The sequence below is a fragment of the Sulfitobacter sabulilitoris genome (assembly GCF_005887615.1).
Taxonomy (GTDB): domain Bacteria; phylum Pseudomonadota; class Alphaproteobacteria; order Rhodobacterales; family Rhodobacteraceae; genus Sulfitobacter_E; species Sulfitobacter_E sabulilitoris.
The window spans coordinates 1283859-1307767 of the sequence record NZ_VANS01000001.1 but is presented as its reverse complement, the minus strand read 5'-3'; the positions used below and the strand labels follow the sequence as shown (position 1 = coordinate 1307767).

General features: G+C 65.5%; 21 protein-coding genes and 1 tRNA gene. 11 read left to right on the top strand and 11 right to left on the bottom strand.

Annotation, left to right across the window (positions count from 1 at the left end):
- Window positions 1-2: 2 nt before the first annotated feature.
- Complete coding sequence (locus FDT80_RS06225) at window positions 3-539, bottom strand: hypothetical protein (RefSeq protein WP_138661328.1); 537 nt, start codon at window positions 537-539, stop codon at window positions 3-5.
- A gap of 75 nt (window positions 540-614) precedes the next feature.
- Window positions 615-1655, bottom strand: coding sequence for an NADP-dependent oxidoreductase (locus FDT80_RS06220; RefSeq protein ID WP_138661327.1), 1041 nt, complete (start codon window positions 1653-1655; stop codon window positions 615-617).
- 139 nt (window positions 1656-1794) lie between these two features.
- Between FDT80_RS06220 and FDT80_RS06215 the strand changes: the two genes are divergently transcribed.
- Complete coding sequence (locus tag FDT80_RS06215; protein ID WP_138661326.1) at window positions 1795-2580, top strand: inositol monophosphatase family protein; 786 nt, start codon at window positions 1795-1797, stop codon at window positions 2578-2580.
- Window positions 2581-2646: 66 nt separating this feature from the next.
- Here FDT80_RS06215 and FDT80_RS06210 read toward each other — a convergent pair whose 3' ends face one another.
- The 3 genes from FDT80_RS06210 to putA form a co-directional block, all read right to left on the bottom strand.
- On the bottom strand, window positions 2647-3033 hold the full coding sequence (locus FDT80_RS06210; RefSeq protein ID WP_138661325.1) for a GFA family protein: 387 nt from the start codon (window positions 3031-3033) through the stop codon (window positions 2647-2649).
- A complete protein-coding gene (locus FDT80_RS06205; protein ID WP_138661324.1) occupies window positions 3030-3773 on the bottom strand; it encodes a rhomboid family intramembrane serine protease in 744 nt (247 codons plus the stop codon). Before FDT80_RS06205 ends, FDT80_RS06210 begins: the two co-directional genes overlap by 4 nt.
- Window positions 3774-3874: 101 nt before the next feature.
- Entirely contained in the window at window positions 3875-7300 is a 3426-nt protein-coding gene (gene putA, locus FDT80_RS06200) for a bifunctional proline dehydrogenase/L-glutamate gamma-semialdehyde dehydrogenase PutA (RefSeq protein ID WP_138661323.1), read from the bottom strand.
- Window positions 7301-7383: 83 nt separating this feature from the next.
- Between putA and FDT80_RS06195 the strand changes: the two genes are divergently transcribed.
- The 4 genes from FDT80_RS06195 (at window position 7384) to FDT80_RS06180 (ending at window position 11678) form a co-directional block, all read left to right on the top strand.
- Window positions 7384-7884, top strand: a complete 501-nt coding sequence (locus tag FDT80_RS06195) for an Lrp/AsnC ligand binding domain-containing protein (protein ID WP_138661322.1) — start codon at window positions 7384-7386, stop codon at window positions 7882-7884.
- Window positions 7885-7915: 31 nt separating this feature from the next.
- Complete coding sequence (locus FDT80_RS06190; RefSeq protein WP_246039878.1) at window positions 7916-8494, top strand: tetratricopeptide repeat protein; 579 nt, start codon at window positions 7916-7918, stop codon at window positions 8492-8494.
- Between the two features lie 197 nt (window positions 8495-8691).
- Window positions 8692-8778, top strand: a tRNA-Leu gene (locus tag FDT80_RS06185).
- Window positions 8779-9080: 302 nt separating this feature from the next.
- On the top strand, window positions 9081-11678 hold the full coding sequence (locus tag FDT80_RS06180; RefSeq protein ID WP_212733841.1) for a methyl-accepting chemotaxis protein: 2598 nt from the start codon (window positions 9081-9083) through the stop codon (window positions 11676-11678).
- A gap of 89 nt (window positions 11679-11767) precedes the next feature.
- Here FDT80_RS06180 and metG read toward each other — a convergent pair whose 3' ends face one another.
- From metG to FDT80_RS06160, 4 genes are all read right to left on the bottom strand, one after another.
- On the bottom strand, window positions 11768-13486 hold the full coding sequence (gene metG / locus FDT80_RS06175) for a methionine--tRNA ligase (RefSeq protein WP_138661321.1): 1719 nt from the start codon (window positions 13484-13486) through the stop codon (window positions 11768-11770).
- 63 nt (window positions 13487-13549) lie between these two features.
- Window positions 13550-14779 (bottom strand): MFS transporter, encoded by a 1230-nt coding sequence (locus FDT80_RS06170; protein WP_138661320.1) that lies wholly within the window; start codon window positions 14777-14779, stop codon window positions 13550-13552.
- 79 nt (window positions 14780-14858) lie between these two features.
- On the bottom strand, window positions 14859-15452 hold the full coding sequence (locus tag FDT80_RS06165) for a YceI family protein (protein ID WP_138661319.1): 594 nt from the start codon (window positions 15450-15452) through the stop codon (window positions 14859-14861).
- Window positions 15453-15511: 59 nt separating this feature from the next.
- Window positions 15512-16129, bottom strand: a complete 618-nt coding sequence (locus tag FDT80_RS06160; RefSeq protein WP_138661318.1) for an ImuA family protein — start codon at window positions 16127-16129, stop codon at window positions 15512-15514.
- Window positions 16130-16252: 123 nt separating this feature from the next.
- Between FDT80_RS06160 and FDT80_RS06155 the strand changes: the two genes are divergently transcribed.
- Window positions 16253-17296: an aldo/keto reductase gene (locus FDT80_RS06155; protein WP_138661317.1), complete on the top strand. Its 1044-nt coding sequence runs from the start codon at window positions 16253-16255 to the stop codon at window positions 17294-17296.
- On the opposite strand, the gene FDT80_RS06150 is transcribed toward FDT80_RS06155, so the two are convergent.
- Window positions 17290-18234: a GlxA family transcriptional regulator gene (locus tag FDT80_RS06150; RefSeq protein ID WP_246039877.1), complete on the bottom strand. Its 945-nt coding sequence runs from the start codon at window positions 18232-18234 to the stop codon at window positions 17290-17292. The two genes, FDT80_RS06155 and FDT80_RS06150, sit on opposite strands and share 7 nt — an antisense overlap.
- Window positions 18235-18316: 82 nt before the next feature.
- Between FDT80_RS06150 and bcoG the strand changes: the two genes are divergently transcribed.
- The 4 genes from bcoG to FDT80_RS06130 are packed head-to-tail and all read left to right on the top strand — an operon-like array spanning window position 18317 to window position 21973.
- Window positions 18317-19231, top strand: a complete 915-nt coding sequence (gene bcoG, locus FDT80_RS06145; protein ID WP_138661315.1) for a 3-dehydrocarnitine:acetyl-CoA trimethylamine transferase BcoG — start codon at window positions 18317-18319, stop codon at window positions 19229-19231.
- Window positions 19232-19254: 23 nt separating this feature from the next.
- Window positions 19255-19761: a lipocalin/fatty acid-binding family protein gene (locus tag FDT80_RS06140; RefSeq protein ID WP_138661314.1), complete on the top strand. Its 507-nt coding sequence runs from the start codon at window positions 19255-19257 to the stop codon at window positions 19759-19761.
- Entirely contained in the window at window positions 19758-21230 is a 1473-nt protein-coding gene (locus FDT80_RS06135) for a carnitine 3-dehydrogenase (protein WP_138661313.1), read from the top strand. The genes FDT80_RS06140 and FDT80_RS06135 overlap by 4 nt, the downstream gene beginning before the upstream one ends.
- Window positions 21227-21973, top strand: a complete 747-nt coding sequence (locus FDT80_RS06130; protein ID WP_138661312.1) for an SDR family oxidoreductase — start codon at window positions 21227-21229, stop codon at window positions 21971-21973. Before FDT80_RS06135 ends, FDT80_RS06130 begins: the two co-directional genes overlap by 4 nt.
- 4 nt (window positions 21974-21977) lie before the next feature.
- On the opposite strand, the gene FDT80_RS06125 is transcribed toward FDT80_RS06130, so the two are convergent.
- Complete coding sequence (locus FDT80_RS06125; protein ID WP_138661311.1) at window positions 21978-22838, bottom strand: helix-turn-helix domain-containing protein; 861 nt, start codon at window positions 22836-22838, stop codon at window positions 21978-21980.
- Between the two features lie 111 nt (window positions 22839-22949).
- On the opposite strand from FDT80_RS06125, the gene FDT80_RS06120 reads away from it, so the two are divergent.
- Complete coding sequence (locus tag FDT80_RS06120; protein WP_138661310.1) at window positions 22950-23897, top strand: fatty acid desaturase; 948 nt, start codon at window positions 22950-22952, stop codon at window positions 23895-23897.
- Window positions 23898-23909: the final 12 nt, after the last annotated feature.

Sequence of the window (23909 nt, the reverse complement as noted above, 5' to 3'; positions counted from 1 at the left end):
TCTCAGGTGTCGCTGAACATCGCCTTGATCCGCGCGATGTCCAGCGCGTGTTCGTGCAACGTGCCGGGATCCCATTCGCTGCGGTCAGCTTCGAAGAAATTGCCGCCGTAGATATGCAGGGCGCCGGTGAGGCGCGCAATCGGGTTGGTCACCGAATGAATAATGTCGCGGCCCAGCGGCGTCCAGTCCCCGGTGCCCAGGTTGCGCGCGCCTGCGGCTTCGACCCGGTGGTGCGGATCGTCCTTGATCCGGCGCCAGAATATGTTGTCCTCGCGGCCGTCGTAGATACCTATCGTGGCCCACATCTCGTGGTTGTGCGGCTGCACCGTCATCGACGGTTTCCACACCACGTTGAGAATGGTCAGGTCATCCGAGACATAGACCGGGGTGATGCCGGGCCCCTCCGGTGGGCCGAAGGCGCGGGCGACGGCGCCCGGATCGTGCAGGGCTTCGTCCATCAGCGCGCCGATGCGCCTTTGCTGATCGGGTTTTCCGATGGTGGCACGGCAATCGGCCACGAAGTGATCGAGGTTCCACATGACACTCCCTCCCAGGCGATGGGAAGAAGTGTATCACATTTCCGCTCATTCGGGCAGGCGCGGGCAGGCGCGTCGTCAGACCACCTTGACCATCGCCTTGCCGGTGTTGCCGCCCGTGAGCATGTCGATAAAGGCCTGCGGCGCGTTTTCCAGCCCTTCGGTGATGTCCTCTTGCACCTTGATCGTGCCGTTGCCCACAAGCGGCCCGACTTCGCTGATGAATTCGGGAAAGCGGTCCCAGTGGTTCGAGATGATGAAGCCGTTCACGCTCAGGTGACTGACCAGGATGGTCCGCCACAGTCGCGGCGCGCTCAGCCCTTCCTCGGCGGCGTCGTTGCCAAGGCCGCCGGCATTGTACCAGGCGATCATGCCGCAAAGCGGGATGCGCCCGTGCGCGTTCATCAGCGGCAGAACCGCGTCGAGCACCTTGCCGCCGACATTCTCGAAATAGATGTCGATACCATCGGGACAGGCCTCCCGCAGCGCGGCGCGCAGGTCCTTGGCGGTGGCGTGGGCGCGGTGGTCGATGCAGACGTCGAAACCGAAGTGATCGGTGGCCAGCGCGCATTTGTCCGCCCCGCCCGCGATGCCAACTGCGCGCAGGCCGCGCGCCTTGGCGATCTGGCCCACCATCGATCCGACCGGCCCGGTCGCCGCGGCGACCACCAGCGTTTCGCCCTCTTTGGGGCGGCCATGTTCGTGCAGGGCGAACCAGCCGGTGAAACCGGGCATGCCGAGCGCGCCCAGCGAGGTGGTGATCGGGGCCTGATCCGGGTCGACCTTGCGACATTGCTTGGCCGGGGCAACGCCGTGCGTGGCCCAGCCGAAGGGCCCGAACGCGATGTCGCCGGGCGTGAAGGCGGGGCTGTTCGAGGCGATGACCTCGCCCACCGATCCGCCTTCCATCAGCCCGCCGACGGGCACGGATGCGGCATAGGATTTCGCGTCGTCCATGCGGCCGCGCATATAGGGATCGAGCGACATGTAATGCACACGCACCATCACCTCGCCGTCGCCCGGGGTCGGGACCGGCGCGGTCTCGAGGCGGAAATTGTCAGGGGTGGGCGCGCCGTCGGGGCGGCTGGCCAGAACGATACGGCTCATTTCGTCGGACATGGGGTCGGGTTCCTTTCAGTCGGGTTCGCGTCACGGTGACGGGTTGCGGCGGGGCTGGCAAGGGGCCTTTGCCGCACCCCCTTGGCAAGGCGCGACGGGCCGCGTATGACCCGGCCTGATCCATCGGGAGCCCGGAACTATGATTGGCAGTGCAAATCTTAACATCATGATCAAGGCGGCGCGCAAGGCGGGCCGGTCGCTGGTCAAGGACTTCCGCGAGGTCGAGAACCTTCAGGTGTCGATGAAGGGCGCCGGAGATTTCGTCAGCCGCGCCGATATCAACGCCGAAAAGATCCTGAAAGAGGAGCTCCGCGGCGCCCGCCCGACCTATGGCTGGCTGGCCGAGGAAGGCGGCGGCGCGGAAGGCGAAGACCCCACCCGCCGCTGGATCGTGGACCCGTTGGACGGCACCACGAATTTTCTGCACGGTCTGCCGCATTGGGCGATCTCGATCGGCCTTGAGCACAAGGGCCAGATGGTGGCGGGGGTGGTCTTTGACCCCGCCAAGGACGAGATGTTCTTTGCCGAGAAGGGCGCCGGTGCGTGGATGAACGAAAGCCGTCTGCGTGTATCGGGCCGCCACAAGATGATCGAAAGCATTTTCGCCACCGGTCTGCCCTTTGGCGGGCGCGCCGATCTGCCCGACACGCTCAAGGATCTGGGCCGGCTGCTGCCCGGCTGCGCCGGTGTGCGGCGCTGGGGGTCGGCGGCGCTGGACATGGCCTATGTCGCGGCGGGGCGGTACGACGGGTTCTGGGAACGGCGTCTGAACCCTTGGGATCTGGCGGCCGGTATCATCATCGTGCGCGAAGCCGGCGGTCTGGCTGAGGCGATCGATCCGCAGGCGGACATCGTCGAAAGCGGCACGGTCGTCTGTGCCAACGAGGCGATCTACACGCCTTTCGCCAAGGTGATCCGGGGCTAGCGCCCGTGGCCGGGGGGATGCCTCCGGCGGGGATATTTATGAACAAAAGAAGAAGACGGGCGGCGCTCAGGCCAAGGGGTTGGTGCGCCCGTCGGCGGTGGGAATCGGCTCGAGGTCCTGCGGAAGGACGTTATCGATGCAGCCCAGGTTGATGCCGGTTTCGGCGGGGTCCTTGCGGCGTCGGTGATGGGTGTAGATGCCGCAGATCCGGCAGAAGTAGTGCTGCGCGGTGTGCGTACCCCAGGTGTAGAGTGTCAAGGCCCCGGCGCCCTGGATCACCCTGACCCGGTCGGTGCGCGCGGTGACGGCGGCCGCGCCCCGGCGGCGACAGAACGAGCAGTTGCAGCGTTGCGCGGACCCGAGGCCCTGCGGCAGGTAGGCCTCGAGCACGACGGTGCCGCAATGGCACGAGGCGCGGCGGGTTTCGCCCGTGTCATGCGACCGCGCCGTCATCTGCGCGGGATCTTTGGGATGCGGCTGGCCTGTAGCGGATAGCGCGTTTCGGGGTGAGGCGGATGGCCGTGCGTGCGGCGCCAGAACGCAGGGCCGCCGCGGCGCAGCCAGACGGGCACCGTCAGCACCAGCCCGGCGAGAAAACCGCCCGCATGGGCCCAGTAGGCGACGCCGCCCATGCTGGGATCCGCACCGATGCCGCCGATGAACTGCATGCCGAACCAGACCGCCAGCATGATCCAGGCGGGGATCGGGAAGATGCGGAAAAAGACGATGAAGATGAACAGGATATCGACCCTGGCGCGCGGAAACAGCAGAAGGTAGCCCCCCATCACGCCCGCGATCGCGCCCGAGGCGCCAATTGTCGGCACGCCCGACATCGGGGCGGACACATAGTGCAGGACACCGCCGATAAGGCCCGCGCCGAGATAGAACCCCAGAAACGGCAAATGGCCCATCTCGTCTTCGACGTTGTCGCCGAATATCCATAAGAACAGCATGTTGCCGGCAAGGTGCATCAGCCCGCCATGCAGGAACATCGAAGTGAGAAGCGTGTAAAAGCCATCCCCGCTGCTGATCCGCGCGGGGATCAGCGCCCAGTCGATGTAGAGACCGTTGAGCGCACGCGCATCGTGCATCAGCCCTAGCTGGCTTAGAAACAGGCCGACGTTCGCGGCAATCAGCGCGTAGGTGACAAAGGGCGTGCGGCCCGACGGATTATGGTCGCGAATTGGAAACATGCTGTTACGCTGAAGCCAATCTCGGGTGGGGTCAAGGGACCCCGCGGCACGTGGCGGCGGGGTCCCGAGGTTGCACTGTCGGATCCGGGATCGGATCGCGGTCAGGTGGCGGTGCCCAAAAGCTCGGCATTGCCGCCCGAGGCGGTGGTATCGACGCAGACGTGGCGTTCCGCGCGGACGCGGGCTGCGTCTGGCAAACCCGGGATCAGCGGAATGATCGGCCCGCTGCGCGCGGCCAGCGCCTGTTCTATGGCGCGACCGGTGTCTTCGTCGCCCCACCACATCACGCCGCCATAGCCCGGTCCCTCGATCAGGGCCGCGGGATCGATCATGCCCGTGGCCTCGACCGCGACACCGCCCAGTGCCGTGACGGCACGGGCCTGGGCCGCGGCCGTGTCGGCACCCGGACCCATGCACAACAGCGCATGACGCGGCAGGGTGCTGAGCCGGTTCGATTCGCCCGTCGGCCCCGGAAGGCTTTGCGCGCTGAGGGGCATATGCTCGCCCTGGTCCGGCAAGGGCGGCAGGGTGGTCTGCGCGCTGTCCCAGCTTTGGCTGCTGGTCTGTACATCGGGCTCGGAGAAGCGGGGCAGGTAGTTCGGGCCGCCCGCCTTGGGGCCGGTGCCTGAAAGCCCTTCGCCGCCAAAGGGTTGGCTGCCGACAATCGCGCCGATTTGGTTGCGGTTGATATAGATGTTGCCCGCCGCGATCCGTTCCGACACGTGCTGCACGCGGTCGTCGATGCGTGTCTGCAAGCCAAAGGTCAGCCCGTACCCGGTGGCATTGATGTCGTCGATGACCTTATCGAGCTTGTCGGCCTTGAACGTCGCGAGATGCAGCACCGGGCCAAAGATTTCGCGGTCCAGATCGCCGATGCCCGCGACCTTGATCACGGTGGGGGCGACGTAGGTGCCGTTCGAGGGACACGCGAGTTCCGCCAGAACGCGGCCCTCCTCGCGGGCGATGCGGACGTGATCGGCGATCGTCTTGCGCGCGGCCTCGTCGATGACCGGGCCGACATCGGTCGACAGGTTCCAGGGATCACCCATGTTGAGGCATTTCATCGCCCCGATCAGCATTTCGGTGAAATCCTTGGCGATGTCCTCCTGAACGTAGAGGCAACGCAGCGCCGAGCACCGCTGACCCGCGGATTGGAAGGCGCTTTCGATGATCGCCTGAACGGCCTGTTCGGGCAGGGCGGTGCTGTCCACGATCATGGCGTTCAGTCCGCCGGTCTCCGCAATCAGCGGGGTGCCGGGCGCGCAATGCTCGCTCATCGCCTTGCGGATGCGCTGTGCCGTCTGGGTGGAGCCGGTGAAGGCCACACCGTTGATCCGCACATCCGAGGTCAGCGCCGCACCGACGTCACCGCCGCCCGGCAGCAGTTGCAGCGCTTCCTTGGGCACGCCTGCTTCGTGCATCAGCTTGACCGCCAGATGCGCGATCAGCGGCGTCTGTTCAGCGGGTTTCGCCAGCACGGCGTTGCCAGCGGCCAGGGCCGCACTGATCTGACCGCAGAAGATGGCCAGTGGGAAGTTCCACGGCGAGATGCATGTAAAGATGCCCGCGGGCGGCGTGTCGGTGGATTGAACCGAATAATAACGCAGAAAATCAACAGCTTCACGCAATTCGGCCACACCGTCGGGCAAGCCCTTGCCGGCCTCACGCGTCAACATGGCGAAAATCTCGCCATAGTTTTCCTCGAGCAGGTCGGCGGCGCGGTTGAGCACGGCGCGGCGATCCTCCAGCGGGTCGGACCACGGGCGCGCCAGTTTCAACGCGGTATCCACGTCGGCCGGAGTGGCGTTGACGACCGTTCCGGGGCTGTCCGAGGGATTGGCGGGGTTGATGACCTTGCTCTCCTTGCCAGAGGCGTCGGCCTTGCCCGCCAGCAGCGCGCCGGCTTTCCAGGTGTGGGTTTTCCACGGGTCGCGTACCGCGTCGATGTCGTCGAGCGTCTGGCTGTGCGTCAGGTCGAAGCCGCGTGAATTGGGGCGCACGGGCATGAACAGTTCCGGCCCGCGCGGGATGTGGGTCGCGGGGATGTCGATGGTGTCGAAGGGATCGGCGGCGACCACTTCCGGCGGAACGTTTTCATCGACGATCTGGTTCACGAAGCTGGAATTGGCGCCGTTTTCCAGAAGACGGCGCACCAGATAGGCCAGCAGGTCGCGGTGTGCGCCAACGGGCGCATAGATGCGGCAGCGCGTGTTGTTCTGGTCCATCACCAGCGTGTGCAGGGTTTCCCCCATGCCGTGCAGGCGCTGGAATTCGTACTTTTCGGGATCATCGGCCAGATGCAGGATCGCGGCGACCGTATGCGCGTTGTGGGTCGCGAACTGCGGATAGATCCGGTCGGTCATGCGCAGCAGGCGCTGCGCGCAACAGATGTAGGACACGTCCGTCACGGCCTTTTGCGTGAACAGCGGGAAGCCGTCGATGCCCTCGACCTGCGCGCGCTTGATCTCGGTGTCCCAATAGGCGCCTTTCACCAGGCGCACCATGATCTTGCGGTCGTGGCGCTCGGCCATCTCGTAAAGCTTGTCGAGCACCGTCGCGGCCCGCAGGCCGTAGGCTTGCACCACGACGCCGAAGCCGTCCCAGCCGGCCAGCGCCGGTTCGCCCATGACGCGGTCGATCACCTCCATCGAAATCCCAAGGCGGTCGGCTTCCTCGGCATCGATGTTCAGGCCCATGTTCGCCGATTTCGCCAGCAGCGCCAGGGCCCGCACGCGCGGCACCAGGTCGCGCAGTACGGCGTCTTCCTGTGCGATCTCGTAGCGGGGATGCAGGGCCGACAGCTTGACCGAGATGCCGGGGTTCATACGGATGTCATCGGAGGTGCAGGCGTTGGCGATCGCGGAGATCGCGCGGCTGTAGCTCAGGTGATAGCGCTTGGCGTCCGCTTCGGTGCGGGCGGCTTCGCCCAGCATGTCGTAGGAATAGGTATACCCCTGCTTTTCACGCTTTTGTGCGCGGTCCATCGCGCTGTTGATGGTCTCGCCCAGAACGAACTGGCGGCCCATCTCCTTCATTGCGCGGCTGACAGCGGTGCGGATGACAGGCTCGCCCAGGCGCTTGATCGCAGCGCGCAGATGGCGCACCGGACCCGGCTGGTGATCGTCGAGAACCCGGCCCGTCAGCATCAGCGCCCATGTTGACGCGTTCACCAGGCTCGATGTCGAGTGGCCCATGTGGCGGCCCCAGTCCGAAGGGGCGATCTTGTCCTCGATCAGCGCGTCGATGGTTTCCGCGTCCGGCACCCGCAGCAGCGCCTCGGCCAGGCACATCAAGGCCACGCCTTCGTCGGTCGAAAGACCGTATTCCGCAAGGAAGACTTCCATCATGCCCGGCGAGGAACTGCCGCGGATGTCGCGGACAAGCTGGGTCGCATTGGTCGAGATCTGCGCCCGGTCGATCGAGCTGATATCGGCGTCCGCGATCAAAGATGCCAGAACGTCCCGCGGGTCGTCATAGGTGTGGGCATCGATCTGATGGCGGATGGATTGTGTCGTATCTCGTGGCATAGGGCCCTCCGAATTCAATTTGTCCTAGTCTAACGCCTATGCGCCGGGCATGATACCTGAAGATAGCCGGTTAGACGGGCGAAATGACGCATAATTCAGAGAAAAACACGCAAAACGACCAATTGGACCTCGACCGATTCGACCGCTCGATCCTGACTGTTCTGGCTGAGGACGGGCGCATCAGCATCACCGATCTGGCCAAACGGATCGGTTTGTCCAAATCGCCCACACAAGCGCGTCTGCGCCGGCTGGAAGACAGCGGCGTGATCATCGGCTACCGGGCGCTTCTGGATCCGATCCTGCTGGGCCTCGATCATGTCGCATTCGTCGAGGTGCGGCTCAGCGACACGCGAGAGGCGGCATTACGGGCCTTCAACGCCGCCGTGATCAAGATCCCCGAAATCGAACAGGCGCACATGATTGCAGGAAATTTCGATTACCTGCTCAAGGTGCGCACGCGCGACATGGCGATCTATCGGCGGTTCCTGGGGGAAACGATCTCGGCTCTGCCCAATGTCGCGGGAACATCGACCTATGTCGCGATGGAAGCGGTGAAGGAAACGATGCTGGCAGATAACGCTTGACCAAAGGAATGGCCGCGCCATCATCGACCACATGAAACGTATTCTCCTTTCACTTGCCGTTTCGCTTGTCGCCGCCGGGTCTTTCGGGTCCGTGGCACATGCCGACGGGTGCCCACCGCCCGCGGATCATGCCAGTGAGCTGACTGACCTGTTCGATCTTGCCCGCCGCGCGCCGAATGACCGGGCTGGCCGCGAGGTCTCTGATCGCATGTGGCGCGTCTGGCTGCGCGCCCCTGACGAGGCCGCGCAGGAGGTGCTGGACCGGGGGATGCGCCGGCGCGATAGCTATGATTTCGTCGGCGCGTACGAGGATTTCGACCGGCTGGCCGAGTACTGCCCCGATTATGCCGAGGGCTTCAACCAGCGCGCCTATATCCACTACCTGCGCGAGGATTACGACAAGGCGCTTGTGGATCTGGATATCGCCCTTGGGTTGTCTCCCACCCATGTCGCGGCCCAATCGGGCCGGGCGCTGACGTTGATGCAACTGGGCCGCATTCCCGAGGCGCGAACCCAATTGCTCGAAGCGCTTGCCAACAATCCGTGGCTGTCCGAACGGTTCCTGCTGGCCGATGGCGGTCCGCTTGCGCCGGTCGGCGAGGAGCTCTGAGCCGGCTATCGGCCGCCGTGCCCGTCCGATGCGGTCCTGCGCGCCTTCGCGGAGCCGCATCGCTGGCCGGGAAGAAAACGCTCGAAGCCCTTGTCACGCTGTCGGTATCTGCATACGACACAAGGCATCGTGACAAGGCGATGGTGTCCAGGCCGGGCTGAAACCCGGAACCCTGGGGCCAGAAGCCGGCGCCGGATGCGGGCGTGATGGAATGGTAGACATACCAGACTTAAAATCTGTTGGGGCGTAGCCCCGTGTGGGTTCGAGTCCCACCGCCCGCACCATTTCCCATTGACCTGCCGACGTTGGCTGCTCAAGGCCGTTTTGATCTCGGCTTCGTCCCTTCGTCCTCACCGCATCAATTTGATCTGAATAAGAGAATTCTTACCCGGTCAGGGGTGGCGCTGTGGCGCGTTCGTGGTGGGCCGATTGCTTTTGCCGCCGCCAGGACCGACAGGCCAGTCACCGCGACAGGGCATGAGAGGTCATTAAGGCGACCGTAAGACATCGTGCTGTAGAGGTGTACCAGATGAGGGGACGGGTGCGATGCGTCCCCGATGCGAACATATGCGCAAGGGGAACCGGCATGACGCTGACTGCAAAGCTCAAGACACGGGCAAATCCGTTCAACAGTCTTTTTTTCAAGTGCACGTTTGTCGTGGCGGCCTGTGTCCTGGTTGTCGTGGCCACGATCGAGGCGCTTGAAACCAACGCCAAGAGCCAGATGACACATGATGCACTGGGCAAGCGCGCCAGCGAAGTGTCGGAATTGCTTGCCATGCAACTGGGCGGTGCGATCAAGTTCTCGAACGTGGCCGCGCTGACCGAAGTCGTGGACGGCGTGATCGACGCCGCGGCCCCCGATGCGGCGGGCGCGCTTGTGTTCAACAGCGCGGGCGAGGTTCTCTACTCCACCGCACAGGACGCATTCGATACGGCTGCCTCCGAAGATCTGGCGCGCCAAGCGCTTGCCAGTGGCGCAGGCGCCGTATCCTCCGATGGTCTGACCGTTGCGATGCCCGCCTTTTTCGGCGCCGACAAGGCCCTTGCCGGTGTCGTGGTCAGCAGCTGGAGCCCGGATTTCCAGATGGCGCAACTCAGGGCGAACCGGATGAACACGCTTCTCATGGGGTTCGGTGTCATGATGGCGGCCCTGGTGATCGCTGCGACCTTCTTGCGGCGCTACATGTCCAACCCGTTGTTGCGGCTTGAAGCGGTCATGAGCGAAGTGTCGCAGGAAAACTATGGCGTCGAAGTGCCTTATGTCGGTCGCAAGGATGAGATCGGCCGTATCGCCAAGCGGTTGTCGATGTTTCGCGACGCGTTGTCGACCGCCAAGGATGCCGCGCGCGAGAGTGCGTTCAAAAGCGCCGCTTTCGGCGGATCAACGGCGCCGATGATGATGGTCGATGAAAGATTCTCCGTCATTTTCGTCAACCCGGCTTGCGAGGAATTGCTGGACAGTCTGATGCCGGACTTGTCGCAGCAGTGGCAGGGGGTGTCGCCGCAGCGTCTGGTCGGTGCGAGCCTGGATGCGATCGGCGGTCTGAACGCGGCGCTTGCGCGCGTGAAATCGGAGGGCGAGGCGGCGCTGCCGCTGACTGTCAACCTGCCGGTGGGCGACGCGCGGCTTCGGATCAAGATGAACGCGGCGCTGGACGAGACCGGGCAGATGATGGGCGCCGTCATCGAATGGAGCGACCGCACCGAGGCGCAGCGCAATGCGGCGTTGCTGGATACCATCGACGCCAATCAACTGCGCGTCGAATTCGATACAAATGGTCAGCTGTGTGATGCCAATGACAATGTGATCAAATTGATTGGCGCGTCGCGGCAATTGCTCCTGACGCGCGCTTTTGGCGCTGTCATCTCGGCCGATCGCAGCGGCCAGAAGACGGCGCACTCACTGCAGGCCGCAGTGCTGTCTGGAACGCCGTTGCATGGCCGGTTCGAAATGTTGCGCGACGAGGGGCCTGGGCCGCTGACGGTGGAAGGCAGCTTCACCTCGGTGGTGACGGCAGAGGGGCGTGCGGAACGGTGTATTTTCCTCGGCACCGACGTCACGGCCAATGAAGAGGCGATCCGCAAGGCCGAAAAGGATCAGGCGCGCGTCGCGGATGAACAAAAGCAGGTTGTATCGGCCCTGGGCGTGGCCCTGACCAACCTGTCTGAAGGAGATCTGACCACCGATATCATGGCGCAGTTCCCGCCGGAGTACGAAAAGCTGCGACAGGATTTCAACGCCGCCGTGATGTCGCTGCGCGATGCGGTGGGGACCGTGATGCAAAACGCCGATTCGATCCGCAACGAGACGAGCGAGATCACCAGTGCGGCAGACGATCTGTCGCGCCGCACCGAAAAGCAGGCCGCGACGCTGGAGGAGACCGCGGCGGCGCTGGACGAGTTGACGACGTCGGTCCGGTCTGCCGCCGAGGGGGCCGACGACGCGAGCAAGATGTCCGCGGAGGCGCAACAGAACGCGGAACAGGGCGGCGACGTGGCGCGCCGCGCCATCGAGGCGATGGACGGTATCAAAAGCTCGTCGCAGGAAATCTCAAAGATCACTTCGGTCATCGACGATATCGCGTTTCAAACCAACTTGCTGGCGCTCAACGCGGGGGTGGAGGCGGCCCGCGCAGGCGAAGCCGGACGCGGATTTGCGGTCGTGGCTACGGAAGTGCGTGCGCTGGCGCAACGTTCCTCCGACGCCGCGCGTGAGATCAACGCGCTGATCTCGAGCTCGGGCGATCAGGTCCAGCAGGGTGTCGACCTTGTCGATCGCACCGGTGCCGCGCTGGCGTCCATCGTGACCTCGGTGTCGGAAATTTCGAAGCGGGTTTCGGGGATCGCGACATCGGCGCGCGAACAATCCGGCGGCCTGAACGAGATCAATACGGCGGTGAACGAACTGGATCACGTGACCCAGCAAAACGCCGCGATGTTCGAGGAAACGACCGCCGCGAGCCACGCATTGACCGCCGAGGCGGATGCGCTTGCCGCGGCTGTGGCGCGGTTCAGACTTGATCCCTCCGACGGCACGCACGGACGCGGCACGGTCACACCGATACGGTCGGCTGCCCCCGCGCCCAGGCGCACTGCCGCCGCCGTGCCGGTTGCGCATGGCAACGCGGCACGCAAAGAAGAGCCCGCGTCCGACATCGACGCCGGATGGGAGGAGTTCTAGGCGGTGCCGCCACGGTCGCAAGGGCCCGGAGACACAGTGCCCGCGCTCATGGGGCGCGCGGCCTCGGCGCTGCCTGCGGGCGTCGCGGATCAGTCGCGATGGCCGGAAAACCGTTCGGCCCAGGCTTCGCGGTTTTCATCCGTGATCTTGGCAAAGAGAACCTCGGGGACCTCGAAACCATGGCCGGGCGGCAGCGCCGCGAGCGCTGCGGGCACATCATCGGGCCAGCTTGCGTCTTCCGATTTCATCCCCGCCAGCATTGCCGCGGCGGCATCCGGCACGAATGGCGCGGAGAGAACCGCGTAAAATCGCACGAGGTTCAGGGCAAGCCGGGTCTGCGCGGCGGCGGCCTGCGGATCGGTCTTGAACGTGGACCACGGTGCGACCGTCTGCAGGTATTCGTTGCCGGCCGCCCAGATCGCGCGCAGTTCCTGCGCCGACTTGCGGACCTCCATCGCCTCCATCATCTCGGCATAGCGGGCGGTGCGGGTTGTCAGATCGGCGATGAGCGCCTCTTCCTCGGGGCCGAACGTTCCGCCGTCGGGCACGGTTTCGCCAAACTTGGACCGGCAGAATTTCGTGATCCGGCTGACGAAATTGCCCAGCACATCCGCGAGGTCCTTGTTCACCGACGCCTGGAAATTCTCCCAGGTGAATTCGGCGTCCGAACTTTCGGGGGCGTGGCTTAGCAGCCACCAGCGCCAATAATCCGGCGGCAGGATGTCGAGCGCCTGATCCATGAAGATACCGCGCCCCTGTGAGGTCGAGAACTGGCCGCCGTCGTAGTTGAGGTAGTTGAACGACTTCAAGTGATCGACCAGCTTCCACGGCTCGCCCGAGCCGATGATCGTGGCCGGAAAGCTGAGCGTGTGAAAGGGCACGTTGTCCTTGCCCATGAATTGCGTGTAACGCACGTCATCCGCGCCCTTGTCGGTGCGCCACCAACGTTGCCAGTCGGCCTCCGGCAGGCCCCCGGCCTCTGCCCATTCGGCGGCGCAGGCGATGTATTCGATGGGCGCGTCGAACCAGACATAGAACACCTTGCCCTCCATGCCGGGCCACTCCTCGGTGCCTTTCCGGACCGGAATGCCCCAATCCAGATCGCGGGTGATGCCGCGGTCGCGCAGGCCTTCGCCGTCATGCAGCCATTTCTTGGCGATGGACGTGGTCAGCACCGGCCAGTCGGTCTTGCTGTCGATCCAGGCGTCCAGTTCGTCCTTCAGCTTGGATTGGCGCAGATACAGGTGCTTGGTTTCGCGCACTTCAAGGTCGGTGGAGCCGGAAATCGCGCTGCGCGGGTCGATCAGGTCGGTTGGATCAAGCTGCTTGGTGCAGTTTTCGCACTGGTCGCCGCGCGCGCGATCATAGCCGCAGTTGGGGCAGGTGCCCTCGATATAGCGATCGGGAAGAAACCGGCCGTCGGCCTTGGAATAGACCTGGCTTTCGGTGACTTCCGCGATCAGCCCGTTTTCCGCCAGCTTGCCCGCGAAATGCTGGGTCAGCGCGTGGTTCTGGGGGCTGGACGACCGCCCGAAATGGTCAAAGGAGAGCCTGAAGCCGCGCGCGATCTCGGCCTGTACGGCATGCATCTCGGCGCAGTATTGCGCGACCGGCTTGCCGGCCCTGGCCGCCGCCAGTTCCGCCGGCGTGCCATGTTCGTCGGTGGCGCACAAAAACAGCACCTCGTTGCCGCGCGCGCGCTGATAGCGGGCATACAGATCGGCGGGCAGCTGGCTGCCTATAAGGTTGCCGAGGTGTTTGATCCCGTTGATGTAGGGAATGGCGGAGGTGATCAAATGACGGGTCATGCTGTGGCCTTTGGTCTGCGGGTCTCGCTGCTTTAGCAGGGGCGCGGGCCGGGGGCCAGCCGTTCAGTCGTCGCTGCGGTTGCGGATGCGTTGCGTGAGCCGCCCGATCAGGAAGCTGGTGCGCGGGGCGTAGATATAGCGGGTCCGTTCGCGCGGGGTGGGGCGCGCGCGCATGCGTGTCAGGCCAAAGACCACCAGCACCGCATGCCCCGCACCAATCATCGTGAACAGCGCGCCGGGCCCGAAATTTTCGATCAGCACCGAGGCGATGAAAGGGGCCGCGATGGCGCCCACGGCGAAAAAGAACATCAGTGCCGCCGACAACTCGACCCGTTCGTCCGCGCTGGCGAAATCATGGGCGTGCGCGGCGGCGACCGAGTAGATCGGAAAGGTCGTCAGGCCGAACAGCCCGGCCGACAGCATGATGCCCTCCGTGCCAAGGCCCGAGGCGGAAATCGTGACGCCGCTGGATGCGATAGCCGCCACCGAGAGCCAGATCAGAACCCAGCGCCGGTCGAACTTGTCCGCCAGCCACCCCACCGGGTATTGCGCCAGCGCGCCGCCCAGCACGAAGGCCGACAGGAACCAGGCGATCTGGTCCGTGCTCAGGCCGACCTCCTGCCCATAGACCGGACCGACCATGCGAAATGACGCGCTCGACAGGGCGGCGACGACCACGCCGGCGGCGGCAAGAGGCGAGCGATCGACGGCAAGACGGGGCCGCAGGCGTGGCGATGCGGGGGTTTCGGGTTGCTGGACCGTGGTCAGCGTCAGCGGCAAAAGCGCCGCGCAGCATATGATGGCCAGCAGATTGTAAGAGACGTAGGACGCCGGGGCGAGCACGCTGATGATCATCTGCGCCGCCAGCGATCCGCTCATGTCTACCACCCGGTAGACGCCCATCGTGCGACCGCGCGTCTTGTTCGTGACCTTGGCTTGCAGCCAGGCCTCGATCACCGTGTAGCACCCCGCCACGCACAGGCCCGAGCCCACGCGCATCAGCGCCCAGGCGTAGGGGTCGACCACCAGCATGTGCGACATAAGCCCGATCGATCCGGCGGCGGTGAAGGTGGCGAATGCGCGGCTGTGGCCGACGCTGCCCATCAGGCGCGGCGCCCACCAGCAACCGATGAAAAAACCCAGGAAATGCGCCGAACCCAACATCCCGATCTCTTGCCGCGAGAAATCGAGGACAAGGCCTGACAAGGCATCCAGTGGCCCCACGCCGCCCGAGGACAGCTGCAACAGGATCGCAGACAAGAACAAGGCGGCAAAGGAAATGAGCAGGCGCATATCCCGGCCACTCTGTCCGGAATTGGTGTGCGGACCAAGCGGTTAATCGACAAATCGCGTCGCTTTTCAGCCTTCTGATTCAGCCCCGCGCGCGGATCTGGGCGCGAATGTCCAGATCGACGCGGTCGGCCACCAGATCGGCAAAGCCGCTGGCCCCATAGGCGCTGCGGCTGAGCGCGCCGGTGAGGTGGATGTTGAGTATTGACAGATCGTCCGGCGCGGTGCCTGCCGGGCGCGTCAGCGTCGCGTTCAGGCGCAGGGGCCGGGTGACGCCGCGCAGGGTCAGTCGGCCGGTGATGGTCGCTCCGCCGGAAATACGCCCCTTGCGGCCCAGTTGGATGCTGGTCGAGACGAAGCGCACGATCGGGTATCTGGCCGCATCCAGCACGTCGCGGCTCTTGAGCGCCTGCGTGGCAAAGACCAGGCCGGTTCTCGCGCGGCTGATGTCGGCCCGCACATCGGCGGTGGAGGCGGCAAGGTTGGCGGGGTCGACGCGCAGATCGGCGCTGGCGACCGGCGCGGTTCCGACTTGCGGACTGCCGTTGAGCGTGAAGACAAACGATATCTGCGAGGCTTGCGGCGAGAGAACGTAATCGCGCGGCGCGGCCTGCACGGGGCTGGCCGCTGCCAGTGCGCAGAGCAGGAACGCACGACGAGGCATGAGGGCGCGCATGGGCGGATCTTTCCGGGTGTTCCTGCCAATATAGCGCGAAAACGGCGCGGCAACAGGTGTCACGCCTGCGCGATGTGCAATTGCCCTTGCGCGCCGCCCTGCGCCAGCGTCCAGCTTTTGCGCGGGGCGGTGCGGGCGCGCAGCCGCTCCAGCCGCCAGCCGGGCGCCTTGCCCTGATGCGCCCCGGCCAGGTGCCAACGTGTCTCGACCCCCTGCGCGCCGCCCGTGCCGGGGGTCAGCAACAGACCCAGTGGCGCGTGCTGGCCTTCCTGCGTGCCGGTTTCGGCGGCCAGGTGCATGCGCCGCACCGGCGTCAGGCCGGGCAGGCCCGGCAGGTCGGCCACCGCCAGTGCCACGGCGCCCGCGCGCAGCACCTCCTCCATGCTCCACAACAGGTCCTCGGGGCGTTTGGGGTGCACGAAGATCAGGCGTGCAGGATCGATGAGCCGCATCACCCCGTCGGCATGCAGCCGGTCGGGGCCCCACTCCGGCGCGATCCAGATCACCGGCCCCGTGGTCCGCGCCGCGAGCCACAGCGCAAGCGTGCGGCGCGCGGGCCCGCAGGCTTCGTGGACGCGCGACAGGACCAGCGACAGCTCTGCCTCATCCGGCAGGAGCGAGACGGCAGGGCCTTGCCGCGCGGGCCTGCGGGTGAGGAGGGAGGCAGGGATCGTCATGTGAAAATTCTACGATGTTCCGCAAATGTTCTCAAGTCTGGAATCGTGGTCTGCTCGGGAAACCCGCTTGCCACAGGCGGTGGGCGCACTAGGGTGGCGCGCGAATTGCCAAAGGAAAACACCATGAAGATGAACCCGCTGGGCCGTACCGGTATCGAGGTGTCCGAACTGTGTCTGGGGTCGATGACCTGGGGCACGCAGAACACCGCCGAGGAGGGCCACGACCAGATCGACCGCGCGCTGATGGCGGGCATCAATTTTATCGATACCGCAGAAATGTACCCGGTGAACCCGGTCAGCGCAGAAACCATCGGTCGGACAGAGCGGATCATCGGCCTGTGGTTCGAACGGGACGGCCGGCGCGGCGATGTCGTGCTGGCGACCAAACATTCGGGTGAAGGGCTGGCGGCGGTCCGCGACGGTGCGCCGATCACGTCACAGACGATCCCGGAGGCGATCGAAGGGTCGCTGCGGCGGCTCAAGACAGATTACATCGATCTGTATCAGTTTCACTGGCCCAATCGCGGCAGCTACATGTTTCGCAAGAACTGGACATTCGATCCCTCCGGCCAGAACCGGGCCGACACGATTGCCCACATGGAGGACGCGCTGGGCGCGCTGCAGCGCGAGGTGGAGCGGGGCACGATCCGGGCCTTCGGTCTGTCCAACGAAAGCGCCTGGGGCACGACCCAGTGGGTCGAGGCCGCCGCGCGGGCGGGCGGGCCGCGCGTCGCGTCGATCCAGAACGAGTATTCGCTGATGTGCCGGATGGCCGATACCGATCTCGCCGAAACCTGCGTGAACGAGGATGTCGGGCTTTTGTCGTTTTCGCCGCTGGCGGCGGGCCTGCTGACGGGCAAGTACCAGGGTGGCGCGATCCCGGATGGCTCGCGCATGTCGCTCAACGGCGATCTGGGCGGGCGCAAGACCGACCGCGCCTTTGCGGCGGTCGATGCCTATCTCGACATCGCGCGGCGGCATGGGCTCGACCCGTCGCAGATGGCGCTGGCGTGGTGCCTGACGCGGCTCTTCATGACCTCGGTGATCTTCGGATCGACCACGATGGACCAACTTGAGGTGGCTCTGGGGGCGGTCGATGTGACCCTCTCGGAAGAGGTCATGGCCGAGATCGACACCGCGCACCGTGCGCATCCCATGCCTTACTGACCGCGGCGCGCCTGCCGGGCGGATCCGCCAAAGGCGTGACGGTAGGCGCGGGCGAAACTGGATTGCGATGCAAAGCCCGTGGCCAGTGCGACCTCTTGCAGGGGCCTGTCGGTCTGCGTGACCAGCCGCTGCGCCTCGGCCAGGCGGAGCGACAGGTAATGCCCCTGCGGCGTCGTGCCAAGCCGCGCGCGGAACAGCAGTTGCAGCGCCCGCGGGCTTTGACCGAGGTCGCGGGCGATCGCGGCAATCGGTTTCGGATCGTCCAGCGCGCGTTCCATGATCGCCTGCGCGCGCGCCGTCAGGGGCGAATGGCGCGGGCCGGCGCCCCGGCGGGTTTGCGGCCGGGTGGCGGCGGCGGTGGCATCGTAGATGAAACTGCCCGCAATCTTTGCCGCGAGCGCCGCCCCGTGCCGCGCGCCGATGAGGTGCAGCATCATTTCGATCGCGGGCGCGGCGCCACCGCTGGTGATCCGGTCGCCCGAGACGTGATAGCGCGCATTGACCAGGTCAACCTGGGGAAAACATTGCGCAAAGCGATCCAGATCCTCCCAATGGGTGGTGGCGCCGTGCCCGTCCAGCAACCCGGCGCGCGCCATCACCCACGGGCCGCCGTCGATGCCGGCCACCGTGGTCCGTGATCCGGCCAGCCGCCGCAGGCTGGCGTTGAGCGCAGGCGTCGATTGCCGGTCCAGATCGAAACCCGCCACGATCAGCAGAAGGTCGCACCGCTCTACCCGGTTGAGGGGGGCGGCAGGCACTTCGAGCCCGCTGGTCAAACGCACGGGCCGGTCGTCGGGCGTGGCAAAGCGCCAGTCGAAAAGCATCCGCCCCGCCTGCCGGTTGGCCGCACGCATCGGGTCCACGGCGGCGGCGAAACTCAGCGTGTTACAGGCATCGAGAACCAGAACGGTGGTGCGCGTGATTTCTACGGATTTCATAAAGTCATTTTCGTATTGCATAAAGTGACGCCTGTCCATCTGCGGCAGACTGCGGCCAATTCATCCGATCGGAGGGCCACAGATGCCATTGACCATGAACCGCGACGTTTTCATCACCTGTGCCGTGACCGGATCGGGCGGTACGCAGGACCGCAGCCACCATGTCCCGCGCAGCCCCGAACAGATCGCGATGTCCGCGATTGCCGCGGCCAAGGCAGGGGCGGCGGTGGTGCACTGCCATGTTCGCGACCCAGAGACCGGCGCGCCGAGCCGAAATCTCGCCTATTACCGCGAGGTGACGGAACGGATCCGCGAGGCGGAGGTCGATGTGGTGCTGAACCTCACGGCCGGCATGGGCGGCGACATGATCTTTGGCCCGACGGAGCGCCCGCTGCCGCTGCAGGACGCGGGGACCGACATGATCGGCGCGGCGGAGCGGGTGCAGCACGTGGCCGAATGCCTGCCCGAGATCTGTACGCTCGATTGCGGCACGATGAATTTTGCCGAGGCCGATTACGTGATGACCAACACGCCCGGCATGTTGCAGGCGATGGGCCGCATGATGACCCAGCTTGGCGTCAAGCCCGAGATAGAGGCCTTTGACACCGGTCATTTATGGTATGCGAAACAATTGGTTAAGGATGGCGTGCTCGAGGCTCCCGCGCTGGTGCAACTGTGCATGGGGGTGCCGTGGGGCGCGCCGGACGATCTGAATACCTTCATGGCGATGGTCAACAACGTGCCCGACGACTGGACCTTTTCCGCCTTCGGACTGGGCCGCAACCAGATGGCCTATGTCGCGGCGTCGGTCCTGGCGGGGGGGCACGTGCGCGTCGGTCTGGAAGACAACCTGTGGCTCGACAAGGGGGTGCTGGCCGAAAACTGGCAGTTGGTCGAACGCGCGGGCAGCATCATCGAGAACATGGGCGCGCGGGTCATCGGCCCGGCCGAGGTGCGCGAGAAGCTGGGGCTGGTCAAACGGGCGCCGAAGGCGTGAGGCCCGGCGACAGGACTGCGCCGGTGTCACGGCGGCTTCGCATCGGCGCCGTGATCGGGGCATCTATGGCACTGGCGGGCTGCGCGGCGACGCCGCCTGAACCGGCGGGTCCGATCCCGTTCCGCAATCCGACCTCGGCCATCGGCAGCACGTCGCGGTTCGACCCTGTCCGCTTTGCCGGAGACTGGGAGGTGATCGCACAGTTCGGCGCGCCCGAAGAGACGATCCGCCGCTATGCCTATGACCCGGCGACCGGCGTTATGACGGAGACCGGCAACGGCCCGAGGCGGATGTACCGGGTGGCGGCCAGCGGCGTGATGGACCAGATCGATCCGCCGGAACCCGCCAAACTGGTGGTCATGTGGCTGGACGAGGGTCAGCGCACCGCCGCCATCGGCACCGCATCGGGCAGCCGGGGCGCGGTGCTGGACCGGAGCGGTTTTCCCCGCGAAGACCGCCTCGCAGCGGCGACCGAGATATTGGATTTCTACGGCTGGGACACCCGGCGACTGAACAGGAGACCGCAATGACCAGAACGGCAGCAGTGATCGGCGGCGGCGTGATCGGGGGCGGTTGGGCCGCGCGCTTTGCCCTGAACGGATGGAATGTTCGGGTGTTCGATCCTGACCCCGAGGCCAAGCGCAAGATCGGCGAGGTCATGGCCAACGCGCGCCGGTCCCTGCCGGGGCTTTTGGACGTCGCGTTGCCCGATGAGGGCACGATCAGCTTTCACCCCGAAATCGCGCAGGCCGTAGCCGGCGCGGAGTGGATCCAGGAAAGCGTACCGGAGCGGCTGGATATCAAGCACGCCACCTTTGCCGAGGTTCAGGCCGCCTGCGATCCGGGTGCGGTGATCGGGTCCTCGACCTCTGGCTTCAAGCCCAGCGAATTGCAGCAGGGCGCAGCGGCGCCCGGCCAGATCATGGTCGCGCATCCGTTCAACCCGGTGTATCTGCTGCCACTGGTCGAACTGGTCAGCACGCCCGCGAACGACGCGGACCGGATCAAGGCCGCCCAGGCGGCGCTGACCTCGCTCGGGATGTATCCGCTGCACCTGAAAAAAGAGATCGACGCGCATGTGGCGGATCGGTTTCTCGAGGCGGTGTGGCGCGAGGCGCTGTGGCTGGTCAAGGACGGCATCGCCACCACCGAGGAGATCGACAACGCGATCCGCTACGGCTTTGGCATCCGCTGGGCGCAGATGGGGCTGTTCGAGACCTACCGCGTGGCGGGCGGCGAGGCGGGCATGAAGCATTTCATGGCGCAGTTCGGCCCCGCGCTGCAATGGCCGTGGACCAAGCTGATGGATGTGCCGGAGTTCAACGACGATCTGGTGGACCTGATCGCGGGGCAGTCTGACGCGCAGTCGGGTCACCTGAGCATTCGCGAACTCGAGCGGGCGCGCGACGGCAACCTGGTCACGATGATGCGGGGCCTCAAGGCGCAGGATTGGGGCGCGGGCGCGCTGCTGAATGCGCACGAGCGCCAGATCCGCGCCGGGTCGGTGCACGGCGCTGTCGCGGCGGATTTCCCGGCGGATGCGCCAGTGCCGACCGCGCATCGCACCGTGCCGCTGGATTGGACCGACTACAACGGCCACATGACGGAATCGCGGTATTTGCAGGCCTTTGCGGATGCAACCGACCGTTTCATGCAGATCATCGGCTGCGATGCCGACTACATCGCCTCGGGTGGCAGCTATTTCACCGCCGAGACCCATATCCGGCATCTCGACGAGGTGCACGCCGGCACGGTGATCGACATCGCGACGCAGGTGATCGAAGGGGCGGGCAAGAAGATGCATCTGTTCCACGAGATGCGTGCGGGCGACCGGCTTTTGGCGACGGGAGAGCATTTCCTTTTGCATGTCAGTCTTGAAACCCGCAAGCCCTGCGCGCCGAGTGACGGGATCGAGGCGGCGCTGACGCGCTTTGCCCAAGGCCACGCGGCGCTGCCCCGGCCCGAGGGGTTGGGGCGCGCCATCGGTGCGCCGCGATGAGCCGGGTTCTGATCACCGCCGGGGCCTCGGGCATCGGGCGGGCGATGGGCGGGGCGTTCGATGCGGCGGGTTTCGAGGTCTGGGTGACGGATGTGGACGACGCGGCGCTGGCGGACTGCCCGGCGGGTTGGACATGCCACGCCGCCAGCGCCACCGACGAGGATGCGACGGCCCGGGTGATCGCGGCGATGGGCGGGATCGACGTGCTGTGTGCCAACGCGGGCGTCGCGGGGCCGACCGCGCGGGTGGAGGACGTGGCGCTGGACGACTGGCGCGCCTGCGTGTCCGTGAACCTCGAAGGAGCATTCCTGGCGGCCAAGCACGCCACCCCCCTCATGAAGGCGGCGGGGCGCGGGGCGATGATCCTCACGTCATCGACCGCCGGGATCCATGGCTATCCCAATCGCGCGCCCTATGCGGCGGCGAAGTGGGCGGTGATCGGGTTGATGAAAACGCTGGCGATGGAACTGGGGCCCTTCGGGATCCGCGCCAACGCGATCTGTCCCGGCGCGGTCGAGGGGCCGCGCATGGAAGGCGTGCTGGCGCGCGAAGCGGCGGCCAAGAGCATGACGCGCGATCAGGTCTATCGGGGGTATGCCGCGGGTACGTCCATGCGCAGCTTTGTCGAGGCGCGCGACGTGGCGGACATGGCGGTGTTTCTGGGCTCTGACGCCGCGCGGCGTGTGTCGGGGCAGGTGATCGCGGTGGATGGGCACACGGAAAATCCCGATCCAAGGCCATGAGCGGTCAGGCCGTCAGGTGGCGTAATTCTTCCAGGTGATCGGGAAATTGCCGGGCGGTGATCTGCGCCTCGCGGATCAGTAGATCGAAGTCGTCGGTAAAGGTCTCGATCCGGTCACGGTCGCGAAAGGCCATGTAATGCCCGCCGGTAAAGAACACCGCCAGCAGCGGACCAAAGATCGTGACCGGCGCGGAATACAGCCGACGCGCATCGAAGAGATAGATCCGCAGGCGGGGATAAAGCTGCCGGGTGAGGCCGATCAGGTGGTCGATCTGCGCGCGCCGCACCGCGCCGGACAGGCCCGCGTAGTAGCTGGTCCCGGCGGCGAAACTCTGCACTTCGTAGAGCGGCATGGCGATTTCATAGTCCGACTGCGCGCGGCGCATCCAGTCGAGCCGGTCGCGCGATGAATTGATCGCCTGCGTCGTGGTCCGGCCAAGGTGCGGCCCGTATTCCCACTCCAGCACCGCTTGCGTCTTGAGCATGTCGGGCAGGGCGGCGGGCACGTGGCGGATCTTGTAGCCCGCGGCCTCCTGGTGCCAGGCAAAGATCCGTTCGTCGATCAGCGCGCGCGGTGCCTGGCTCATCGACAGGCTGGCAGACATCAGGTCGGCGGCGTTTTCCGGCCGGTCCGACAGCCCCAGAAGCCAATCGGACGACACCCCGAGGGCGGCGGCACAGGCACCGACCACATGCGCCCCCGGAAGCCGCGCGCCATCGCCGGTCAGGGCCTGGGACACGGTCGAGCGGTCCGCACCGATGCGACGCGCCAGCGCGCTCTGGTTGGTTCCGGCATCCTGCATGGCGCGGGCAAGACGAATCCGGAAAGCCTGAGCTCGCGCAAGTTTGTTCAATTTATCCACCATATGTTTATAAATATCACAGTTTGATGGGTGTGTTAACAATTCACATACTGCCGGCAGGACAGATTTTGGCCTATCCTCGGGAAAATCATTAAAAAAGAAGTACCTACCGCCATGACCCTGCTGCCCGATCCGTCGGCGCCACTGCCTGTCCGCCGCCGGGTGCCGCTTGCGCTGCCGGCGAGTTGGGAAATTCCCACTCTGGCGCTATTTGTCGGCAACGGTGTGCTCTGGGCCGCGGGGCTTGAGTGGTTCAGCGCGGTGTCGCTGCCGTTGGGAATTGCCGTGGTCGCCGTGGCCCTGGTCCTGCATGCGTCGCTCAGCCACGAGATTTTGCATGACCATCCATTTCGATCGCGGCGGGCGAACACCGCGCTGGGGATCGTGCAGCCGGGACTGGTCGTTCCGTACCTGCGGTTTCGCGATCTGCATCTGGCGCATCACCGCGATGCGGCGCTGACCGACCCCTATGACGATCCCGAAAGCAATTACCTCGACCCGGATGTCTGGGCCCGATTGCCGCATTGGCGACGCGTGATCCTGCAGGCCAACAACACGCTGGCGGGGCGTATGGTGCTGGGGCCGGTCCTGTCGCAATGGCGGTTCGTGTCGGATGACATCACCGCCGGTCGCCGGGGCGACCGCGCGGTGCTGCGCGGGTGGCTGTGGCACCTGCCGGGCGTGGTCGGGGTGCTGGCCGTTGTCTGGCAGGCGGCAATGCCGCTTTGGGCCTATGCGGCGGCGATCTATGCCGCGCTGTCGATTTTGCGCATCCGCACCTTTCTGGAACACCGCGCCCATGCGCAGGCGCGCGGCCGCACGGTCATCGTCGAAGATCGCGGGCCGCTGGCGTTCCTGTTTCTGAACAACAACCTGCACGTGGTGCATCACATGCACCCAAAGGTCGCCTGGTATCGTTTGCCCGCGCTGTACCGCGCGCGCCGGTCGCATTACCTGCGGCGCAACGATGGCTATCTTTACCGGTCCTACGCGCAGGTTTTTGCGACACACTTCTGGCGGACCAAGGACCCGGTGGCGCATCCGCTCTGGCCGCGTCGGTAAAACTGGACCATC